General features: G+C 30.2%; 19 protein-coding genes. 4 read left to right on the top strand and 15 right to left on the bottom strand.

From position 1 onward, the window contains the following. Positions 1-3 precede the first annotated feature (3 nt). Genes ACIJYI_RS04890 through ACIJYI_RS04880 form a run of 3 tightly spaced genes read left to right on the top strand, consistent with a single transcriptional unit; the run spans position 4 to position 3,396 of the window. The gene (locus ACIJYI_RS04890; protein ID WP_435113274.1) at positions 4-1,221 is read left to right on the top strand and encodes an aminopeptidase P family protein; all 1,218 of its coding nucleotides are present in this window, start codon (positions 4-6) and stop codon (positions 1,219-1,221) included. A 5-nt stretch (positions 1,222-1,226) separates the two neighbouring features. Beyond that, positions 1,227-2,342 carry a serine/threonine protein kinase gene (locus ACIJYI_RS04885; RefSeq protein WP_435113272.1) on the top strand — a complete coding sequence of 372 codons (1,116 nt, stop codon included), beginning with the start codon at positions 1,227-1,229 and terminating at the stop codon, positions 2,340-2,342. 1 nt (position 2,343) lies between these two features. After that, a complete protein-coding gene (locus ACIJYI_RS04880; RefSeq protein WP_435113270.1) occupies positions 2,344-3,396 on the top strand; it encodes a threonine aldolase family protein in 1,053 nt (350 codons plus the stop codon). Here the strand turns inward: ACIJYI_RS04880 and ACIJYI_RS04875 are convergent. The 6 genes from ACIJYI_RS04875 to ACIJYI_RS04850 all read right to left on the bottom strand — a co-directional run bounded on the left by ACIJYI_RS04875 (position 3,389) and on the right by ACIJYI_RS04850 (position 7,247). Further along, positions 3,389-3,616 carry a hypothetical protein gene (locus ACIJYI_RS04875; protein ID WP_435113268.1) on the bottom strand — a complete coding sequence of 76 codons (228 nt, stop codon included), beginning with the start codon at positions 3,614-3,616 and terminating at the stop codon, positions 3,389-3,391. The two genes, ACIJYI_RS04880 and ACIJYI_RS04875, sit on opposite strands and share 8 nt — an antisense overlap. Before the next feature lie 57 nt (positions 3,617-3,673). Further along, positions 3,674-4,444: a hypothetical protein gene (locus ACIJYI_RS04870; RefSeq protein ID WP_435113266.1), complete on the bottom strand. Its 771-nt coding sequence runs from the start codon at positions 4,442-4,444 to the stop codon at positions 3,674-3,676. A 330-nt stretch (positions 4,445-4,774) separates the two neighbouring features. Then, entirely contained in the window at positions 4,775-5,173 is a 399-nt protein-coding gene (locus ACIJYI_RS04865) for a hypothetical protein (protein ID WP_435113264.1), read from the bottom strand. A 205-nt stretch (positions 5,174-5,378) separates the two neighbouring features. Further along, positions 5,379-5,504, bottom strand: a complete 126-nt coding sequence (locus tag ACIJYI_RS04860) for a hypothetical protein (RefSeq protein ID WP_435113262.1) — start codon at positions 5,502-5,504, stop codon at positions 5,379-5,381. 31 nt (positions 5,505-5,535) lie between these two features. Beyond that, positions 5,536-6,288, bottom strand: coding sequence for a hypothetical protein (locus ACIJYI_RS04855; protein WP_435113261.1), 753 nt, complete (start codon positions 6,286-6,288; stop codon positions 5,536-5,538). Positions 6,289-6,380: 92 nt separating this feature from the next. Further along, positions 6,381-7,247: a heparin lyase I family protein gene (locus ACIJYI_RS04850; RefSeq protein WP_435113259.1), complete on the bottom strand. Its 867-nt coding sequence runs from the start codon at positions 7,245-7,247 to the stop codon at positions 6,381-6,383. A gap of 86 nt (positions 7,248-7,333) precedes the next feature. Between ACIJYI_RS04850 and ACIJYI_RS04845 the strand changes: the two genes are divergently transcribed. After that, positions 7,334-7,540, top strand: a complete 207-nt coding sequence (locus tag ACIJYI_RS04845) for a SlyX family protein (protein WP_435113257.1) — start codon at positions 7,334-7,336, stop codon at positions 7,538-7,540. Between the two features lie 9 nt (positions 7,541-7,549). Here ACIJYI_RS04845 and ACIJYI_RS04840 read toward each other — a convergent pair whose 3' ends face one another. The 9 genes from ACIJYI_RS04840 to rplI all read right to left on the bottom strand — a co-directional run bounded on the left by ACIJYI_RS04840 (position 7,550) and on the right by rplI (position 18,399). Next, on the bottom strand, positions 7,550-8,860 hold the full coding sequence (locus ACIJYI_RS04840) for an MFS transporter (RefSeq protein WP_435113255.1): 1,311 nt from the start codon (positions 8,858-8,860) through the stop codon (positions 7,550-7,552). A gap of 57 nt (positions 8,861-8,917) precedes the next feature. After that, positions 8,918-9,778, bottom strand: coding sequence for a DMT family transporter (locus tag ACIJYI_RS04835; protein ID WP_435113253.1), 861 nt, complete (start codon positions 9,776-9,778; stop codon positions 8,918-8,920). Beyond that, positions 9,775-10,701 (bottom strand): glutathione synthase, encoded by a 927-nt coding sequence (gene gshB / locus ACIJYI_RS04830; RefSeq protein ID WP_435113251.1) that lies wholly within the window; start codon positions 10,699-10,701, stop codon positions 9,775-9,777. Before gshB ends, ACIJYI_RS04835 begins: the two co-directional genes overlap by 4 nt. Then, positions 10,691-11,986 carry a glutamate--cysteine ligase gene (locus ACIJYI_RS04825; RefSeq protein WP_435113249.1) on the bottom strand — a complete coding sequence of 432 codons (1,296 nt, stop codon included), beginning with the start codon at positions 11,984-11,986 and terminating at the stop codon, positions 10,691-10,693. Before ACIJYI_RS04825 ends, gshB begins: the two co-directional genes overlap by 11 nt. Positions 11,987-12,055: 69 nt before the next feature. Continuing rightward, positions 12,056-13,537: an amidophosphoribosyltransferase gene (gene purF / locus ACIJYI_RS04820; protein ID WP_435113247.1), complete on the bottom strand. Its 1,482-nt coding sequence runs from the start codon at positions 13,535-13,537 to the stop codon at positions 12,056-12,058. Next, positions 13,491-14,036, bottom strand: a complete 546-nt coding sequence (locus ACIJYI_RS04815; protein ID WP_435113246.1) for a CvpA family protein — start codon at positions 14,034-14,036, stop codon at positions 13,491-13,493. The genes purF and ACIJYI_RS04815 overlap by 47 nt, the downstream gene beginning before the upstream one ends. Positions 14,037-14,041: 5 nt before the next feature. Continuing rightward, positions 14,042-16,432: an efflux RND transporter permease subunit gene (locus ACIJYI_RS04810; protein WP_435113244.1), complete on the bottom strand. Its 2,391-nt coding sequence runs from the start codon at positions 16,430-16,432 to the stop codon at positions 14,042-14,044. Between the two features lie 21 nt (positions 16,433-16,453). After that, positions 16,454-17,872, bottom strand: coding sequence for a replicative DNA helicase (locus ACIJYI_RS04805; protein ID WP_435113242.1), 1,419 nt, complete (start codon positions 17,870-17,872; stop codon positions 16,454-16,456). 68 nt (positions 17,873-17,940) lie between these two features. Beyond that, on the bottom strand, positions 17,941-18,399 hold the full coding sequence (gene rplI / locus ACIJYI_RS04800; RefSeq protein WP_435113240.1) for a 50S ribosomal protein L9: 459 nt from the start codon (positions 18,397-18,399) through the stop codon (positions 17,941-17,943).

Here is an 18,399-nt window from a genome sequence, read left to right as displayed (position 1 = left end):
TTTATGGAAAGACCAGATTTTTTTACTTTAAAAAATGGAGAGAAGGTTAAACTTCCTTTTTCAAATGCTGAATACGATAGAAGAGTAAACAATCTAAGAACTATAATGGATAAAAATAATCTTGATATGGTTATTTTAACATCTATGCATAACATTGCATATTATACAGGATTTATTTATTGTTCTTTTGGTAGACCTTATGGTTGTATAGTGACAAAAAATAAAATTTCAACAATCTCTGCAAACATTGATGCTAGCCAACCTTGGAGAAGATCACACTGCGATAATGTGATTTATACAGATTGGAAAAGAGATAATTTTTTAAGAGCTATAGTTTCTATTATTGGAAGAGATGATCCTCCAAAAAATATTGGTTTAGAAAACGATCATGTCACTCTAGATATGAGAGAAAAAATAGGGTCTATTTTTACATTTTCTGTTTTCAGCGACATATCAAGGGATTTGATGCAATTAAGAATGATTAAATCTAATGAAGAGATCGAAATTATTAAAAGTGGAGCAAGAATTGCAGACTTAGGTGGAGAAGAAATTGTTAAAAATATTAAAGAGGGTAATACAGAAATTGAAATAGCAATTGCAGGTCGTGATCGAATGGAACGTGAAATTGTAAAATCATATCCAGACGCTGAATATATGGATACCTGGGTCTGGTTTCAATCAGGCATTAATACTGATGGTGCACATAACCCAAAGACAAATAAAAAACTAATCAAAGGAGATATTTTGTCTTTAAATACTTTTCCAATGATTTCAGGATATTATACGGCGTTAGAGAGAACATTATTTTTAGATCATGTAGATGATGCATCATTAAAAGCATGGGAGGCAAACGTCAAAGTTCACAAAAGAGGACTAGAACTTATTAAACCTGGTGTAAAATGTTCTGATATTTGTCATGAGCTAAATGAATTATTTGCAGAACTAGGATACTTGCATTACCGAACTTTCGGATATGGACATTCTTTTGGAGTTCTTTCCCATTTCTATGGAAGAGAAGCAGGATTAGAACTGAGAGAAGATATTGATACTGTGCTTGAAGAAAACATGGTTATTTCAATGGAACCAATGATAATGATACCTGAAGGAAATCTAGGAGCAGGTGGATATAGAGAACATGATATATTGGTAATCGGTAAAGATGGCGCAGAAAACATCACAAAATTTCCTTTCGGCCCTGAACATAATATTATAAAAAATTAAAAAATATGACTGATAACAAAACTATTGTTAATAGTTGGAATGAGTGGGATCCATTAAAACATGTAATCGTTGGTAGAGCTGATGGAACTTGTATACCAGCTCCAGAGCCAGCACTTGATGCTAAAGTTCCTGAAGATAGTGATATGAGAGGCCAATTTGGCCCAAGAACTAAAGATACAGTGGATAAAGCAAATCAACTCTTAGATGATTTTTCAAATATGCTAATTAAGAAAGGAGTTAAAGTAGACAGACCAACTCCAATTGATTTTAATAAAAAGACCTCTACACCTGATTGGGAAGCAGAAACAATGTTTGGCTGTATGCCACCAAGAGATGTTTTGCTTACTGTTGGTAATGAAATTTTAGAAGCAACAATGAGTTATCGTTGTAGATGGTTTGAGTACCTTTGCTACCGACCTTTACTTCAAGAGTATTATAATCAAGATCCTAACATGAGACACGAGTCTGCTCCAAAACCAAGGTTAACAGATAAAGATTATCGAAAAGATTACTTGTCAGATAAAATTGGTATTCAAAAAAGATTAGAGTGGACGGAAGATAAATTTTTTGTAACCACAGAAGAGGAACCGTTATTCGATGCAGCTGACGTTTTAAGATTTGGAAAAGATTTAGTTGTACAACATGGTTTTACAACAAATTTAAAAGGAATTGATTGGTTAAAAAGACATTACAAAGATCACAGAGTTCATGCGGTTAATTTTCCAGGGGACCCTTATCCAATTCATATAGACGCTACTTTTACTCCAATTAAAGAGGGTTTAATTATTAATAATCCTCAAAGAAGACTGCCAACAGAACAAAGAAAATTATTTGAAGACAATGGTTGGGAAATTATTGATAGCGCTCAACCAGCACATAATGAACCGCCACCACTGTGTTATTCTTCAACATGGTTATCGATGAATGTGTTGGTGCTTGATCCTAAAACAGTTTGTGTTGAAAAAAGTGAAGTTTATCAAGCAGAACAATTAGATAAACTTGGAATGGAAGTTATACCAGTTGAGCTTAGGGATGCCTATGCTTTTGGTGGAGGACTGCATTGTTGTACAGCAGATGTTTATCGAGAAGGCACTCTAAAGGATTATTTTCCAAAACAATAATATGGCTAAAATTAAAACAAAAAGAGAGCGTGTTAAATTCGCTTCAGATAATGTTGCTGGTGCTTGTCCAGAAGTATTAGATGCAATCTTAAAGGCAAATGATGGTGATAGTACTCCTTATGGAAACGATCAAATATCAACTGAATTACAAGATAAGTTTTCAGAAATATTTGAAAAAGATGTAATTGTTTTTCCAACTGCCTCAGGTACTGCTGCTAATGCATTAGCTTTATCTACAATGACACCATCATTTGGTAATATTTATTGTCACAAATTATCTCATATCAATACCGATGAATGTGGTGCTCCCGAATTTTATACAGGGGGAGGAAAACTAATTGCCTTACAAGGTGTTGATGGAAAAATTACAGCTGATGAATTAAATCAGTCAATTGGTGGCAAAGGAATAGTGCACCACACTCAACCCTCATCTGTAAGTATTACTCAAGTTTGTGAAACTGGAGAGGTATATCAAATAGACGAAATTAAAATGATTTCAGATGTTGCTCACAAACATAATCTAAATATGCATATGGATGGAGCAAGATTTGCTAATGCTTTGGTTTCTCTTGATGTAACACCTGCTGAAATGACTTGGAAGGCAGGTATTGATGTATTGTCATTTGGAGCAACCAAAAACGGTTGTCTTGCAGCAGAAGCAATAATTTTCTTTAAGAAAGACTTAGTTGGTAATATTGCATTTTTAATGAAAAGAGCAGGGCACTTGTTATCAAAAATGCGTTTTGTTTCTGCTCAATTAGATGCCTATATTTCAAATGATGTTTGGTTGAGAAATGCAAAACATGCAAATAAAATGGGAAAAAAATTAAGCGAAGGATTAGCTCATCATTCAGATATTAAACTTTCATACCCAACAGAAGCTAATGAAGTTTTTGCTAAGTTTCCTAGAAACATGATCGAACATTTAAATTCAGAAGGTTACAAAATGAATGAAGATGAGTTGGATGGTAAATCAACAAGATTAGTTGCTGCCTGGAATACTCAAGATAGTGATGTTGATCAATTGTTAGAAATTTTAAAAAACTCTAACTAGGGTTTTGTTTTAAAAATTCAATATATTTTACAACTTCATCAAATTTCTCATCTGGAATATCTTTATAGCTAGCATCGAAATGATCTTTTACACATATAGCGACATGAGCGTAGGAGTTTCTTCCTTTGGGATGATTTGGATGGTCTGGTAGCTGACCTACCAAATAATCGCCAGCTTCCTGTATCATTTTCCACAGTTTACTTGCGTTTTCTTTGTTCATAATATTAAAATCCTTGTTTTATCTCTTCATTATCGAGTTATTATCGAGTTATTCAAATTAGGCCAATCTGTAAAGAATTGGCATCGCAGCCACATTATTTGCTTCAAAATTGTTTAGTACAAATTCCTTAAAACTTTTTTTAAATATTAAGGAGGGCAATATATCTATCAGGTGATCCCAACGGCAATGATTGATAATTTTATAAGAACTTTCGTTTACTTGGTCAGGCAGAATGAGAGTAGAATTGTCTAATCCTGTTTGATCTTGAAACCAACCAGCAGTATATTCCCATACTTGTAAATTTTGTTTTACTTGATCAGCATAAAAATAATTAAATAAAAACACTCCTTTTTTAGAATGGTCAACAGATCCTATACGACGAACGTTTACACCGGTAACTGTCAGTGATTTTTTAGTCTCTAATTTATAAGTTTCTTCCATATTTTGCCATTCCAAACTTTTTTGAAATTCTTTAGCAGATTCATGGGTATCAAATTCGATTAACAATACGACATCAAATTTTGCAATTTCTATACTAGGGCGTTTTTTTAAAAACGCTCCTCGACCAGTTGGGATAATCATAGCCTTAAAGACTGTCGTATCTATTACTTTAGAATTGTTCCTTAAATTAACTACATCATTCTTCAGTTTTGATAGAATTTTTTTTTTGAGCTGACTTTCTATAAAAAAACCAATAGGCGGACGGTGATCAATCTCAAGAGCAAATAAGAGGTAACCTGAATTTGTTGGATCAACCAATGTAACTTTAGGAAATATATTTTTTGGCCCAACAATTTGAAAAGTATTTTCTTTTTTTTCTGTGTCCATTTATTATTTTACCACAAACAGTGAGGAATATTTATCAAAATAGATATTTGATTTATCTTTTTATTATCGAGTTATAGATCGAGTTTTTTAATTAAATTGACGAGTCTTTAAGCGATTTATTTTAAGTTAATTTTTAATTAATCGCATAAGTACTGTAGATTAATGTAGCTTAATGTGGAATATGTTGTCCCTCTAATCCCCCAAATAATCGCCAGCTTCCTGAATAATTTTCCAGAGTTTACTTGCGTTTTTTTATTCATGCCCACACTTTTTTTGTTTTATCTCAATCAAGTATAGTTGCAGGTATAGTTTAAGACTTAATTAAAGTGTTTATTTAATTTTATTTCCCTGCTCTATTGCATTGTCCTTAAGTTTTCTTGTTTGTCCATCGAAAATATGCAAATAACCTCCGTCTTTTTTATTTCTCTTCAACACAATACATTCCTTCCCAGCCCACAATGTCTGAGTGTAACAAAATTGACTTTTGTTATCAGCAGCCCACGTGCCAGTACCTTTTTTTCCTTTCCAAACAATTACTAGATCATTTACACTAGAAAAATAAAATGCTCCTTTACTTTTTTTTAAATTTTTACCACCTAAAGGATATGTATTTCCAACTAACAAAGCTTCAATTTCACTCTTAGTCATTTTTTCTGCATCATCACTTCCTGCAAACGAAGCTGGAGAAAAGAAGAAAACTAAAAACAAGATTCCTAAAATTTTTTTCATAATAATATCCTATCAACAATCTCTAAATTGTCATTTAATTTATCTCAAAAAAGTATAGTCATATCTCTAGTTTGTTATAAATTTTTTTTAAGATCATGAATTAATCATTAAGTTTTAATTAAAAAATTAAAATCTTCAATAATTTATCTTAAAGGTCTCTAATCAGGCTAATTTGTAAAGTATACTCTATTTTTTCTGCATTCATTTAAAATCCACCTCTCCAGTTATCTTTATCTTCGAACCGGTCTTTTTCTTTTTTTGAGGTAGGTCTAAATAAAAAATAAACTGCAAGGACGATAGTTAATAAAATTATAATAATCTCAAGTGTCATAAGCCCAGAACCACGATCCCTAAAAGTTTTTTCATTTTTTCTTATTTTTAATTACAAGATTATTGTAAGCAAAACTTGTTGTGCCTGTTTCTCCAATTCTATAAATACCAATTTTAATATAAGGTTTGCTTGGTCCGTATGGTCCATCTGTTTTTTTTTTAGATAAAGGCACATCTATATGTTTAGCTATCATCTCATTATTTAAATAATAAAAAACAGTTAATGATTTTAATTTTTTTTGATAATTAATACTTGCTTTAAATCTGTTTTTTTCTCCAGGTTTTAAAAAAGCAGTTTTTATCTTTTTACATTTTTTTGGTGAGCACTCTCCCTTCGGAAATTTATATTTAAGTTTCCAATCCATCCCAACACCAATCCAGCTTGGTGGTGCTCCTTTATTTCTACCATCATGTATTTGAAAAACTGTCGATCTATGCTGAGGTGAACCTTCTATATAGATATCTGTTTCAAATATTGTTTTACCTACAGGTAATCTATGGGTAATTTCTTGACGACCTGCATAAGGATATCCACCATGACTTCCAGGTTTTTTATCTGTAGGGCAGCTTCCTATGTCTCCTTTGTCTAATTTAAAAACAACACTTTCTAATTTAAATTCATTTTTACTATTATATTTGATTTTCGGTTTTCCATTAACCATTAAAGATTCATCATCAACTATCCCACATGAAACTTTCCATTTATTTTTAATTTTCCAGTCAGCAGCAAAACTAACATTACAAATCAACAAACCCAGAACCACGATCCCTAAAAGTTTTTTCATAATATAAACGTTATCAAAAAGCTCTAGAATTGACTATCTGATTTATCTCTTTTGATACAAGTTTGGTAACAAGTTTTTTTATTTAAAATTAATCAATCAACTGACTTAAGTTTTTGATTAATATTAGCATCTACTTTTTCAATTGAATCACCTCTTCTTATCTCATCATAGAAAACAACTTGAGTTCGCATTTTGCGATTTTTGAGCTCTTTATACTTACTAATTAAATTACGATATATACCATGCTTAAAATATATTCCTTCTGGTTTAAAAAAAATTGGAGATTTTAATATTTCCACTTTTTTAATACCATCCACCCATGCATCAATCCTTTTATTTTTAAAATCTAAACAAAAAGAAATATCTGTCCAAACTTCTTTCATTTTTCTTAGTGGCTTTAATGTAGTAAATACTGATTTATCAATAACGTCTGTTGCTGAACCACTAAGTTCGTGCCAATTAAAAAATAAATATCCTTTATGTGCATCAATTTGAATCAACGGTGGAAAAGAAGCTAGGCCACCTGATGCTGTACCTGTAGGACCACCAATTTGATGAACTTGGCCTAAAGTAGTTTTGGCTGGAGCTACATCGAAAAAATTTTTAGATAACATTAAACTATATCCATAGCACTGTTTTCCTTTTGGAGCCTGTCTTGGTTCAGTTGAAAACTCAACTCTTTCTCGATCAGTGTCACAATCACTCCAAAAATCATCTCTAAAGCAATCACCATCTCTAAGTTCAAATCGCTGAAAATAGTTTCCAGCACGTGCTTTTGTATTATCCTCAATGTATTGAAAGTTATGATCCTTATGATCCATAAAGTTTTTATGAAACTTAAATCCACTTCCTTTAGTTTTTAGACCAAATTTACCTTCTTCATCTTTAAAAGTTCCTGACAAAGTCAATGTTGGGATTAACAGCAAACCTAGAAACATGATCCCTAAAAGTTTTTTCATGATTAAATGCTATCAAAAAGCTCTAGAATAGACCATTCGATTTATCTCTCAATTAATCTTAAAAAATATTGTAAGCTGATCTTTGTATGGAAAATACAGTTAAAAAACTTGAGGAACAGGTGGCTTTTCTTCAGCACGAAATATCACAAATGAGTGACGAGCTTTATTCTCAACAAAAAGAGATTACAGAATTAAAGAAAGAAATTTCTAATTTTAAAAAAAGTATTAACGATTTAGAAAATGAAATTGGATCAAATGCTATCAAAGATGATCAAAAACCACCCCATTACTAAACTAAATTTCTAAAGAGGTTTATTTTCTTCAACAACAGTTTCTATTGCAGGCTTAACAGGTTCTTCAATAGGTTCTGTTGTTGGGTTAAGTTCAATTCCTGCAGGTGTAATTGATTGAGGCATGGCAACAAATTGAGAGTCCGGGTTTTCAACAACAGGTCTTACCCTAGATCTGTAAATTCCATAAATTCCAATTAAAATATGAAAGAATAATAAAAAGATAAAGAAACCATTAGGGCCAACATAGCCCATAAATAATGAGCATAAAAAAGGGCCACCCATAGCACCCATGCCAAAAGTAAATTGTAAACTGGCACCAGCAGCAACAAACTTTTCTTTTGGAATAAAGTCATTGGTGTGAGCTAAAATTAATGAAAACATTGGCAAACTACAAAAAGAAAATAAAACTAAAAAAACATAAAACCAAAACTTACTTGTTGCTAAATCACCTGGTAAATACATTTGTCTTGAAGATAAAATTGCACAAAAAGCAAAAAATGCTGCAGCAAAAGTTACAATTATAATAACTTTTCTTCTATCAAACATGTCAGATAATTTTCCAATAGGCCACTGCGATATAGCTCCAGATACTGCAAGCATAAAAGTAACTAAAGAAATTTGAAAAATAGAAAAGTTCATTGTTGTTGCGTACACGGCAAGTAAAGTAAATAACGCCGATTGAATTGTTCCATAAAAAAATGAACTAACTATTCCAAAAGGAGATGAGATATAAGCTTCCTGCAAAGACATTGTTTCAATTTTTTTAAAAGTTGGAGGTTTTCTTTTTGTAAGTAAAATTGGAATTAGAGCAGCTGAAGTAATAACTGAAATCAAAATGAAAGGTTCAAAGTTTATTGGATTGCTAAAGTTAAGAAAAAACATTCCAAAACCCATTGCACCATATAAGATGACCATATAAATTGATAAAACACTTCCTCTATTCTTGTTACTTGCTCTATCGTTCAACCAACTTTCAGCAACAGTATAAATAGAAACCATACTAATTCCTGTTAGAACTCTTAATAAAAACCACACAAAAGGATTTACAAAAACCGCGTGCACCAAAACAACTAATGATGCAACTGATGCAAATGCAGCAAATACTCTGATGTGTCCAACACGTGAAATAATTAAGGGTATAGTTTTAGCTCCAATGAAATAACCAACAAAATAACCGGACATCATAAATCCAGTTGCAGTTAAACTAAATTCTTCTTTAACAGCTCTGACCCCTAATAATGATCCTTGAAATCCATAGGCGAGCATAAGTGCTCCCATACCCAAAAATAGTGCCCATGAATTTTTTAATACTTTGTCCATATGAATCGACATCTATTTCTGATTTGTGGCCAAATCAAGTTAAATGTATTTATAGATTTATGATTTTTTAAGCTTAAGAAATGAGTGAATTGCTATTGTTAATATAATCACTGCACCCCCCTGAATGGTTTCAATACTAGGTTGTTCTTTAATAACCATCCAAACCCAGAAAGGACCAATAATAGTTTCTAATAAAAAGAATAGGTTTACCTCTTCAGCTGGAATAAATCTTGGAGCAATTGTCACTAATACAAAAGGAATAGCTACGCACATTACACACATTAAAGGCACAATAAATAAATCACGTTCAGCTAAAACATAAGACTCGATAAAAAACATTGCAAATATTGCAACAAACAATTTTCCGACTACAGCCGCTGGAACTAAATTCTTTTTCTTGGCAGATCTGATCGTTACTGCTCCAACAGCCAGTCCTAGTGCTGTAACAAAACCTAGAATATCTCCATAAATACTCCCCAACTGTAAAGAGTCGTAAAATATGTAAACGGCTGCCATGAATGTAATACCAATTGCAATCCAAGTTTTATTATCAGGCATTTCCTTTAAAAAAATGGCTCCTAAAATTGCAGATAGCATAGGGGCCATTGCAATCATAACCAATGTATTTGCAACGTTAGTATTTTGTATTGAAACTACAAAAGTAATATTGGTGATTGAGAAGGTGATAATATAAATTAATCCATGGTGCCCACTAGTTAAAAGCATCTTAAAAAAATTCAATTTATATATAATTAACATTCCAATTAAGACTGTAAAAAATGGAATTAATCCCCGATAAAAAACTAAACCCCAAGTATCGACACTGGATAACCTTATAAATAAACTGTCTGGTGTGATAAACATCACAGCCACAAAAGCTAATAATGATCCTTTTTGTTGGTCAGAAAATGATTTCATGCTTTTAATTCTTTCCAAAAAGTTTTGGCATGATTAATTCCTGATAAATCATATAAAGTTTTTAAACCAGTTGGAGAGGTAACATTAATATCTCCATTTAGTTTTTGATCTATAAAATCAATTCCTGCAAAAAAAATATTTTCTTTTTTTAAATCTTTAGCAATCAATTTTGAAATTTTGTTTTCTATTTTTGTTAATTGAATATTGATTGGCTTAGCACCTTTGCTCATGTTACTTAAAAATGAACCTTTTTTAGGAACTCTTGATATTGCGTCACACACCTTACCATTAATTAAAAAAACTCGTTTATCTCCTTTACTAATTTTAGGCAAATACTTTTGACACATTATATGATCATGTTTTCTAATAAATTGATTAATTAATCTTAAATTAAATTTATTTAAAAGATGTATATCGTTTCCACTATAACTATGAATTGGTTTTATGATCACTTTTTTGTATTTTTTAAAAAAGTTTTTAATTTCATTAATATTTTGAGTGAAAATAGTATCTGGCATATATTTTTGATATCTCACTGAATAAAGTTTTTCGGATACATTTCTAATTGAAGTAGGATTATTAATAATTTTAACCTTATCTTTGATTGCATCTAGTATGTAGGTTGCTGAAATATACTCTAAATTAAAGGGAGGATCTTGACGGATCAGGATAAACTTGCATTTTGTAAGATCTAATTTTTGCTTCTTAAGTATTTTAAAAAATTTCTTTTTTGAATAATCGAATTTGATAAAAAACCCTGAAGCAATTACTTTTGAATTAATTACTGATAAATCTTTTGGGTCGTAATAAAATATCTTGTATTTTTTATTCTGGATTTCGCTTGCAAGAAAAACACTAGTATCTGAAATAGGGTTTAGTTTAGAAGGATGATTTCCTTGTACAGCAACGATTTTATTTGTCATATAATTCATTTAAATCTTCATTTTTTGAAAATTTATTAATCATATGATCTGCGTTAGTAGTTTTATTTTCAATTACTTTTTGCAAGTGATCCAGAAAGACAGTTTCATTTTTTCCATGTTTATTTAAAATATCTCTATTTTCTAAACCTTTTTTTGATAAATTTAATAAAGTATCAGCCCAGTATAAAAGATCTTTACCCATTAACTGCGTATTAAATCCTTTTTGAGGTGCATCAAGATATGCATTGATGATTTTATCTTTATTCCAATTTGAAATTATCTCATAAACTTCATCTAGATTACCGTAAAGCATACCAATGTTAAAAGCAGGTCCAGAACATAAGCAGTCCCAACCACAAGTATCCATAGATCTAAGTTCAATATATTTTTTTAACCTATTTTCAGTAAAAATTGTACTCAAATGCGTGGTTAGATCGTTCTCAGTCGGTAGTCGATTTCCAATTTCATCAATTTTACCATCCATAAAATCCTTAAAAATATATTTTTTTCCAGAAATAAAAGTGTCACTATTTTGAATAAATAAAATTGGAAAATTAATTACAAATTCAGCATATTTCTCAAAATTTAAATCTTCAAAGAATAATTTTGGCAAACCACCTCTAGAAGTACTTTGCCAAACTTTTGATCGGTAAGATAAATAGTTGCTTTTTTTCTTTTCTACTATTGATGAGTTTGCAAACAAAGCTATAGAAATTGGAACAATAGAATTAACAATCTTAAATTTTTTAATGAAATCTTCTTCTGAATTATAATCAATATTTAATTGAGTTCCACAAGTTCGATACATCATATCCAAACTAAGCTCTCCTCCTAAAGGCATATCTTTGGTCATTAGTTCATAACGCTGTTTAGGATTGTTCGGAATTTCATCTAATTTAGATATTGGATCAAATCCAGCACTAACAATATTAATACCAAGTTTTTTTGTAACTTGCTTCAATTCAAATAAATAATCTTGAGACTCAGCACAAGCTTCATGAATGTGATTCAGTTTATCACCTGATAATTCTATTTGATTACCTGGCTCAAGCGTGATGTTTTTTCCTCCCTTGTTCAATCCAATAATATTATTTTTTTCTAAAATTGGATTCCAACCAAACTCTAATAGCGCAGCAAACATCTCTTTTATTTTAAAATAATCAACTCGTTTATTATCTTTATTGTTAAATAGAAATTTTTCATGCTCAATTCCAATTCTAAAATCTTTTGTATTTTTTATACCAGACTTAAAATATTCTATTATTTGTTCTTTAGTATTAATCATAGATATCTAGATAATATTTTTATTTGAAATTTAAAGATAATAATTAAAAAAATTTTATTTTATTAGTTCTTAATTGTTAGAACCAGTACTTAGTAATGATAATTGAGTAATTTTATTATCACCTAATTCATCTATTGGCTTAACAGGATAGTCACCTGTAAAATAATGATCAGTTAATTGAGGATAGGTCTCATTTCTTTTTTCAAAACCAATCGCTTTATATAATCCTTCAAGAGATAAAAATTTTAAAGATTTGGCTCCAATATATTCACAAATTTCATCATTTGTTTTATTAGCTGCTAACAACTCTTTTTTAGTTGGTGTGTCCACACCATAAAAATCTGGATATCTTATTTCAGGGCATGCTATTTTAACATGCACCTCTTTAGCACCCGCATCATACAACATCTTAACAATTTTGTGCGAAGTAGTTCCTCTAACTAAAGAGTCATCAATTAATATAATCTTTTTATTTTTGATAGTTGTTTGATTGGCATTAAGTTTTAATTTAACACCTAAGCTTCTTATTTTCTGACTAGGTTCAATGAAAGTTCTTCCCACATAATGATTTCTAATTAAACCATGTTCATAATTAATTTTTAAATGTTGAGCAAAGCCAAGAGCAGCAGCGTTTCCACTGTCGGGTACAGGTACTACAATATCTGCATTTATATCGTTTTCTTTGGCAAGTTCAGCCCCAATATTTTTTCTATGCTCATATGCAGTTTTATTATCAATAATGCTATCTGGTCTTGCAAAATAAATATACTCAAACACACAAGGCCTTACTTTTTTTGCAGGAAAAGGTTTAACGCTAGTTAATTTGTCATTTTCAATTAAAACTATTTCACCGTTTTCAACATCTCTTACAAATTTTGCTCCTATAATATCTAGAGCACAAGTTTCTGACGCTAAAACATAGCTATTACCTAATTTTCCAATGACCAAAGGTCTTATCCCATAGGGGTCCCTAACACCAATTAAAGAATTTTGAGTTAACATTACTAATGCATACCCTCCTTGAATTTGAAATATAGCATCAACAACTTTATCAATAGTTTTTGGTCTTTTAGATTTTGCTATCAATTGAACAATAGTTTCTGTATCTGAAGTTGAGTAGAAAATAGCCCCATCCTCAACTAATTTATTTCTTAGAGATATAGAGTTGGTCAAATTTCCGTTGTGTGCAACCCCGATACCACCAGCATTTGTATCTGCAAAAAAAGGCTGAATATTTCTTAAAGTGTTTTCGCCAGTTGTGCTGTATCGGTTGTGACCAATTGCAAAATTTCCTTTAAGATTCTTTAAAACTTTCTCTTTATTAAAATTATCTCCAACTAAACCAAATCTCTTTTCTGAGTAATATTTTTCTCCATCAAAAGTAACTATTCCACAACCTTCTTGACCTCGGTGTTGAAGTGCATGAAGACCAAGAGCAGTTAATGCAGAAGCATCTTTAGCATTACTAACACCGAATACACCACATTCTTCTTTCAATTTAGGATTAAAGTTCTTCAATTTTTTCTTTAGATTCTTTATATGTTTTTTCATTAGGAAATTCTTTTATGAGATAATTACTACCTTTTTCAAGGTAAGGAAAGATGAATGATTTATCCTCTTTTATAGGCCATTTATCATAATTGTAGACAATATGAATTCCTGAAAATATACAAACTGAAATAATATATGCTCTAATAAATCCAAAAAAGAATCCAAAAGCACTATCTAAACCACCAATGCCGGTGTAGTTAATTGCTTTACTTATTCCTTTGTTAATTAATAAAATCAAAAATATTACAATAACAAAAATAGCAATACCAAGACCAACATCAAGTACATACTCATTATCTATTATATTTTTAAAATAAGGTTTTAATCGTGGAAAAAGAATTAAAGTTATTACATATGCCATTAACCATTTTGCCATTGAAAGAATACTTAAGACAAAGCCTTTTTTATAACATTTAATAAGTGATAAGATGGTTATCAATAAATATACAAGATCAATAATAGAAGTTGCTTGATAAAAATCTTTTAAAGTTTCAAACATTTAAATTATTTACCAAAAGGTTTAACAATTAAAATTAATGAAGGAAGTAATGTTAAAACAGATATCATTGCTAACAACATTGCAAGTCCAGTAAACATTCCAAAATAAATTGTTGGAATAAATTTGGATAAAACCAAAATAGAAAAACCAAATACAATTGTCAGAGAAGTGTTTAGTATAGCAACACCAACTGTTGCGTGACAAATCTTAAGTGTTTTGTTGTAGTCTTTTATCTTGTTAAACTCTTCTTTAAATCTATAGATGTAGTGAATGCTGTTATCTACTGCAATCCCAATAGTAATTGCAGCAATAGTAATTGTCATCATATCTAATGGGATCCCAAGAAGACCAATTATTCCTAATATAAAAAATGCTGCAATAAAATTAGGAATAACTCCAATTAAAGACAATCTAATATTTCTAAACAAAACTATAAACATTGAGAATATTCCAGCCATCACAAGCCCTAAAGTTAAAATTTGAGATTTGAACAAACTTTGTAACAAATTATTGAATAAAATTAAAACTCCAGCAAGTTTGAATTCACTTTCTTCTAATCCAAGCTTATTTTTAAGATCAAAATTAATTTTGTTGATTAAATCATTTCGTCTCAAATTTTCTTGAGAGTCTATAATTCTTAAACTTATCCTGGCTTCATTGTCTTCTATAGAAATATATGGGTCTATTATTTCGGTTTTGATACTTTTGGGAATTTTAGAGTAAAGAACTCCCATTTCCAATGTTCCAAGAGGTTTATCGTTATTTAATTGTGTCGCAACATCTATAATTGATGAAAAAGATAAAACTTTTCCTACTTGAGGAAGACTGTCTAAATAGTTGTGAACTGATGTAATTTTATCTATTTTATCTTTAGTAAACCAGTAACTGTCTTCATTTACGTTTTCTTCATCACCCCAATCATCAAACTCGTCATCATCATCAAGTTTTTCTTTTTTTTCTTTTTGAGGAAATTTTAAAATAACCTCCAATGGAGTTGTTCCACCCAATTCTTCATCTATTAATTTCATACCTTTATAAATTTCTGTATCTTTATTAAAATAATTTATAAAACTATTTTCAACCTCAAGCTTGCTAATTCCAATTACACTTAAAATTATAATAATACCTGTCACTGCAAATATCATGGTTTTATTATTTAATGAGACAAAACTTAAAAAGTTTGTAATTTTTGATTCTTGTTCTTCTTTCACAGAAATATTTTTAGTTGGTGTAAAGTTTAAAAGAGAAGGAAGTAAAGTAAATGTGATAATAAAAGAGGTGATTAAACCAAAAGTCATCATCCATCCAAAATCAATAATAGGTTTAATTCCACTTAAGATTAATGATAAAAACGCAAATATTGTAGTTAAGACTGCGTAAAGTATAGGCCAAAACATTTTATTTGTTGTTAAAGATATAATTTCAAAACTATTTTTAGTTGGAAAATTTTTCTTTAATTGAAGAAAACGAGTGCTCATATGAATATTCATTGCCATTGTCAAAATCAACATTAATGCAATAAAATTTGAAGATATTACAGTTACTTTCCATCCAAGAATCCCAAGTAACCCCATCATAATAATAACAGAAAACAAACAGCTGCTAATTGGAACTATGATCCAAATTAATTTTCTAAAAACAAACCATAAAGTTGCAATAATAAACAAAAGAACACCTAATCCAAAGACGACAATGTCATTTTTGATAAAAGTCATCATATCATCAGCAATCATTGGTATACCTCCAAGATATATTTTACCAATATCATCATAACTTTCTATTACTTGTCTTATCTCTAAAATATTTTTGTGATTTTGTTTCTTAATTTGATCTTTTAGTTTCTCAATTTCTTCTTTTGATTTATCTTGAATATTATCTAAATTTTTATTTTTTTTGATATTTACAATTATTCCACTGGTGTCACCATCCTCACTAATTACAAAATTTCTAAAAACAGGACTATTTAAAATTTCTTTAAAGCCTCTATTTCTATCAACATCCTCATCTTTTAGTGTTTTAAATTTTTCTAATCGTTCTTGAAGTGAAGCCTCAGAATTACTCAATAGCGGAACATCAAGAAGAGTGATAACGCTGTGTACCCAGCTCAAACTTTGAATTTTGTATTTTAAACTTAATAGATTATTAATAGAGTTGTTAGTTATCATCCCTTCGTTAGGGGCATAGGTAAGAATTAAAAAATCTTTAGAGCCGTATCTTTCATTAATTTCTTGTAGGTAGGTTAAATCTGGATCCCCCTCAATTAATAAGGTTTCCGATGAAGCATCTAGTCTAAAATCTTTTGAGTAATAGCCAAAACTTATTATAGCAATAACAAGAAGTCCAAATACTATTTTTGAGTTTTTAAGAACAAGATTTTGATATAATTGAGCTAACATTCAGGCTCTTTATATTGGAATTTAGCTTAATTGAGTATCCTTAAATTTCGTAAATCTTTCCTCAAATTCAAGTGTTACTTTACCAATAGGACCATGTCGTTGTTTGCCAATTATAATTTCTGCTAAGTGAGCAACTTCATTCATCTTAGCTTGCCATTCTGCATGTTCAACAGTCGCTTCTCTTGGCTCTTTTCTTTGTAGATAATAACCTTCTCTATAAACAAACATCACTACATCTGCATCTTGTTCAATGGAACCAGATTCTCTTAAATCAGATAGTTGAGGTTTGTGGTCATCTCTTTGTTCAACTTGTCTTGAAAGTTGAGATAAAGCTACAACAGGAACAGCAAGCTCTTTTGCTATAGCTTTTAATCCTTGAGTTATTTGTGATATTTCTTGAACTCTCCCGTCCTTATTAAAAGTGGTTCCTCTCATTAGCTGGATATAATCAACAACAATCATATCAAGACCAAACAATCTTTTAATTCGTCTCGCTCTATTGCTCATAGCGGCAATACTGATTGCAGGAGTTTCATCTATATATAAAGGAAGTTCAGAAATATTTTTTGAGGTTTCAAGAAATTTATCAAATTGTTCATCCGAAATTCTTCCTCTTCTTATATCGTTTGAACTAATTCTTGCTTGTTCTGAAATAATTCTTGTGGATAGCTGTTCTGAAGACATTTCAAGTGAAAAGAATGCTATAGAGGATTTTTTGCCACTCTCTTGTAATTTTTGTGCTGCATTAAATGCAATATTAGTGGCAAGAGATGTTTTACCCATAGAAGGTCTTCCTGCTATAATTATTAAATCTGACTGATGAAGGCCACCAAGTTTATCATCTAGATCTCTAAGACCAGTTGGAACACCAACGATACCTTCTTCATTTTTATAAGCTGCTGAAGCCATTTCAATTGTTTGTTTCATGGCTTCATCAAATTTAACAAGAGAAGAATTAAAAGAACCTTTTTCAGCTAAATCAAATAATAATCGTTCTGAGTTTTCAATAATTGTTTGACCGCTTGTATCCAGTTCACTTAATTTTGCACTATCAATTGTTTGTTCTGAGATTTTAATTAGTTCACGTCTAACAAACATGTCGTAAACAATTTTTGAATATTCTATTGCTTGACGTACAGAGGTAGAGAATTTGGTAATTTTAACTAAATATTCTGGAACATTTAAATCATCTTTTTCATCCTCAAAATAATTTTTAAGAGTAATTGGATTTGCAAGCATGCCTTTGTAGACAAGACTTTCAATTGCCTCAAAAATTTTTTGATGCATTGGGTCGTAAAAATTAATACTTGAAATTATGGTACTGATTTCATCAAAGATATCATTGCTTACTAGAATAGAACCTATAACCGCTTGTTCAGCATCAATGTTATTTGGTAATTCTTTAAATTGATCTTTAACGATACTTAAATTGCTTTCCATAACAGACAATTTACAGAAAAGTTATAAAAATTGAATTATTAATAATTGTTGGGGAAAAGAATGTATAATTATTGGATCGTATCAGCAGAAGAAACGCTAATTGTAATCTCTGCGTCAACTTCAGAGTGTAGAGATATTTTAACTTTAAATTTTCCTAAAGATTTGATTTCCTCAACTGGTTGTATCATTGAGGGTTTAATATCAATTTTATTTTCTTCATGAATTAGTTTTGCGATTTCAGTCGGTTTAACTGATCCATATAATTCATTATTTTCAGTACTTAATTTTTTAACAGAATATTCTTTGCCATTAACATGTTCTGAAATTTGAGTCGCTTCTTTTTTCTTTTCATTATCTTTTTTGGATAAATCAGATTTAATTTTTTCAACTTCTAGAATATTCTCTTTTGAAGCATATAAAGCTTTTTTGTTAGCAATTAAAAAATTTCTCGCATATCCTCTTTTAACATCTATTACCTCACCAATAGATCCAATTCTTTTAACGTTTTCTAATAAAATAATTTTCAT

It is taken from the genome of Candidatus Pelagibacter bacterium nBUS_36 (assembly GCF_051201215.1).
GTDB lineage: Bacteria > Pseudomonadota > Alphaproteobacteria > Pelagibacterales > Pelagibacteraceae > Pelagibacter.
The sequence above is the reverse complement of the archived record's forward strand: the minus strand, read 5'-3'. Positions and strand labels throughout refer to the sequence as shown.

What these genes read in the sequence shown, in the direction of transcription:
- ACIJYI_RS04890 (WP_435113274.1), top strand. Translation starts at nt 4, where the DNA reads ATGGAAAGACCAGATTTTTTTACTTTAAAAAATGGAGAGAAGGTTAAA.
- ACIJYI_RS04885 (WP_435113272.1), top strand. Translation starts at nt 1,227, where the DNA reads ATGACTGATAACAAAACTATTGTTAATAGTTGGAATGAGTGGGATCCA.
- ACIJYI_RS04880 (WP_435113270.1), top strand. Translation starts at nt 2,344, where the DNA reads ATGGCTAAAATTAAAACAAAAAGAGAGCGTGTTAAATTCGCTTCAGAT.
- ACIJYI_RS04875 (WP_435113268.1), bottom strand. Translation starts at nt 3,616, where the DNA reads ATGAACAAAGAAAACGCAAGTAAACTGTGGAAAATGATACAGGAAGCT.
- ACIJYI_RS04870 (WP_435113266.1), bottom strand. Translation starts at nt 4,444, where the DNA reads ATGGACACAGAAAAAAAAGAAAATACTTTTCAAATTGTTGGGCCAAAA.
- ACIJYI_RS04865 (WP_435113264.1), bottom strand. Translation starts at nt 5,173, where the DNA reads ATGAAAAAAATTTTAGGAATCTTGTTTTTAGTTTTCTTCTTTTCTCCA.
- ACIJYI_RS04860 (WP_435113262.1), bottom strand. Translation starts at nt 5,504, where the DNA reads ATGACACTTGAGATTATTATAATTTTATTAACTATCGTCCTTGCAGTT.
- ACIJYI_RS04855 (WP_435113261.1), bottom strand. Translation starts at nt 6,288, where the DNA reads ATGAAAAAACTTTTAGGGATCGTGGTTCTGGGTTTGTTGATTTGTAAT.
- ACIJYI_RS04850 (WP_435113259.1), bottom strand. Translation starts at nt 7,247, where the DNA reads ATGAAAAAACTTTTAGGGATCATGTTTCTAGGTTTGCTGTTAATCCCA.
- ACIJYI_RS04845 (WP_435113257.1), top strand. Translation starts at nt 7,334, where the DNA reads ATGGAAAATACAGTTAAAAAACTTGAGGAACAGGTGGCTTTTCTTCAG.
- ACIJYI_RS04840 (WP_435113255.1), bottom strand. Translation starts at nt 8,860, where the DNA reads ATGGACAAAGTATTAAAAAATTCATGGGCACTATTTTTGGGTATGGGA.
- ACIJYI_RS04835 (WP_435113253.1), bottom strand. Translation starts at nt 9,778, where the DNA reads ATGAAATCATTTTCTGACCAACAAAAAGGATCATTATTAGCTTTTGTG.
- gshB (WP_435113251.1), bottom strand. Translation starts at nt 10,701, where the DNA reads ATGACAAATAAAATCGTTGCTGTACAAGGAAATCATCCTTCTAAACTA.
- ACIJYI_RS04825 (WP_435113249.1), bottom strand. Translation starts at nt 11,986, where the DNA reads ATGATTAATACTAAAGAACAAATAATAGAATATTTTAAGTCTGGTATA.
- purF (WP_435113247.1), bottom strand. Translation starts at nt 13,537, where the DNA reads ATGAAAAAACATATAAAGAATCTAAAGAAAAAATTGAAGAACTTTAAT.
- ACIJYI_RS04815 (WP_435113246.1), bottom strand. Translation starts at nt 14,036, where the DNA reads ATGTTTGAAACTTTAAAAGATTTTTATCAAGCAACTTCTATTATTGAT.
- ACIJYI_RS04810 (WP_435113244.1), bottom strand. Translation starts at nt 16,432, where the DNA reads ATGTTAGCTCAATTATATCAAAATCTTGTTCTTAAAAACTCAAAAATA.
- ACIJYI_RS04805 (WP_435113242.1), bottom strand. Translation starts at nt 17,872, where the DNA reads ATGGAAAGCAATTTAAGTATCGTTAAAGATCAATTTAAAGAATTACCA.
- rplI (WP_435113240.1), bottom strand. Translation starts at nt 18,399, where the DNA reads ATGAAAATTATTTTATTAGAAAACGTTAAAAGAATTGGATCTATTGGT.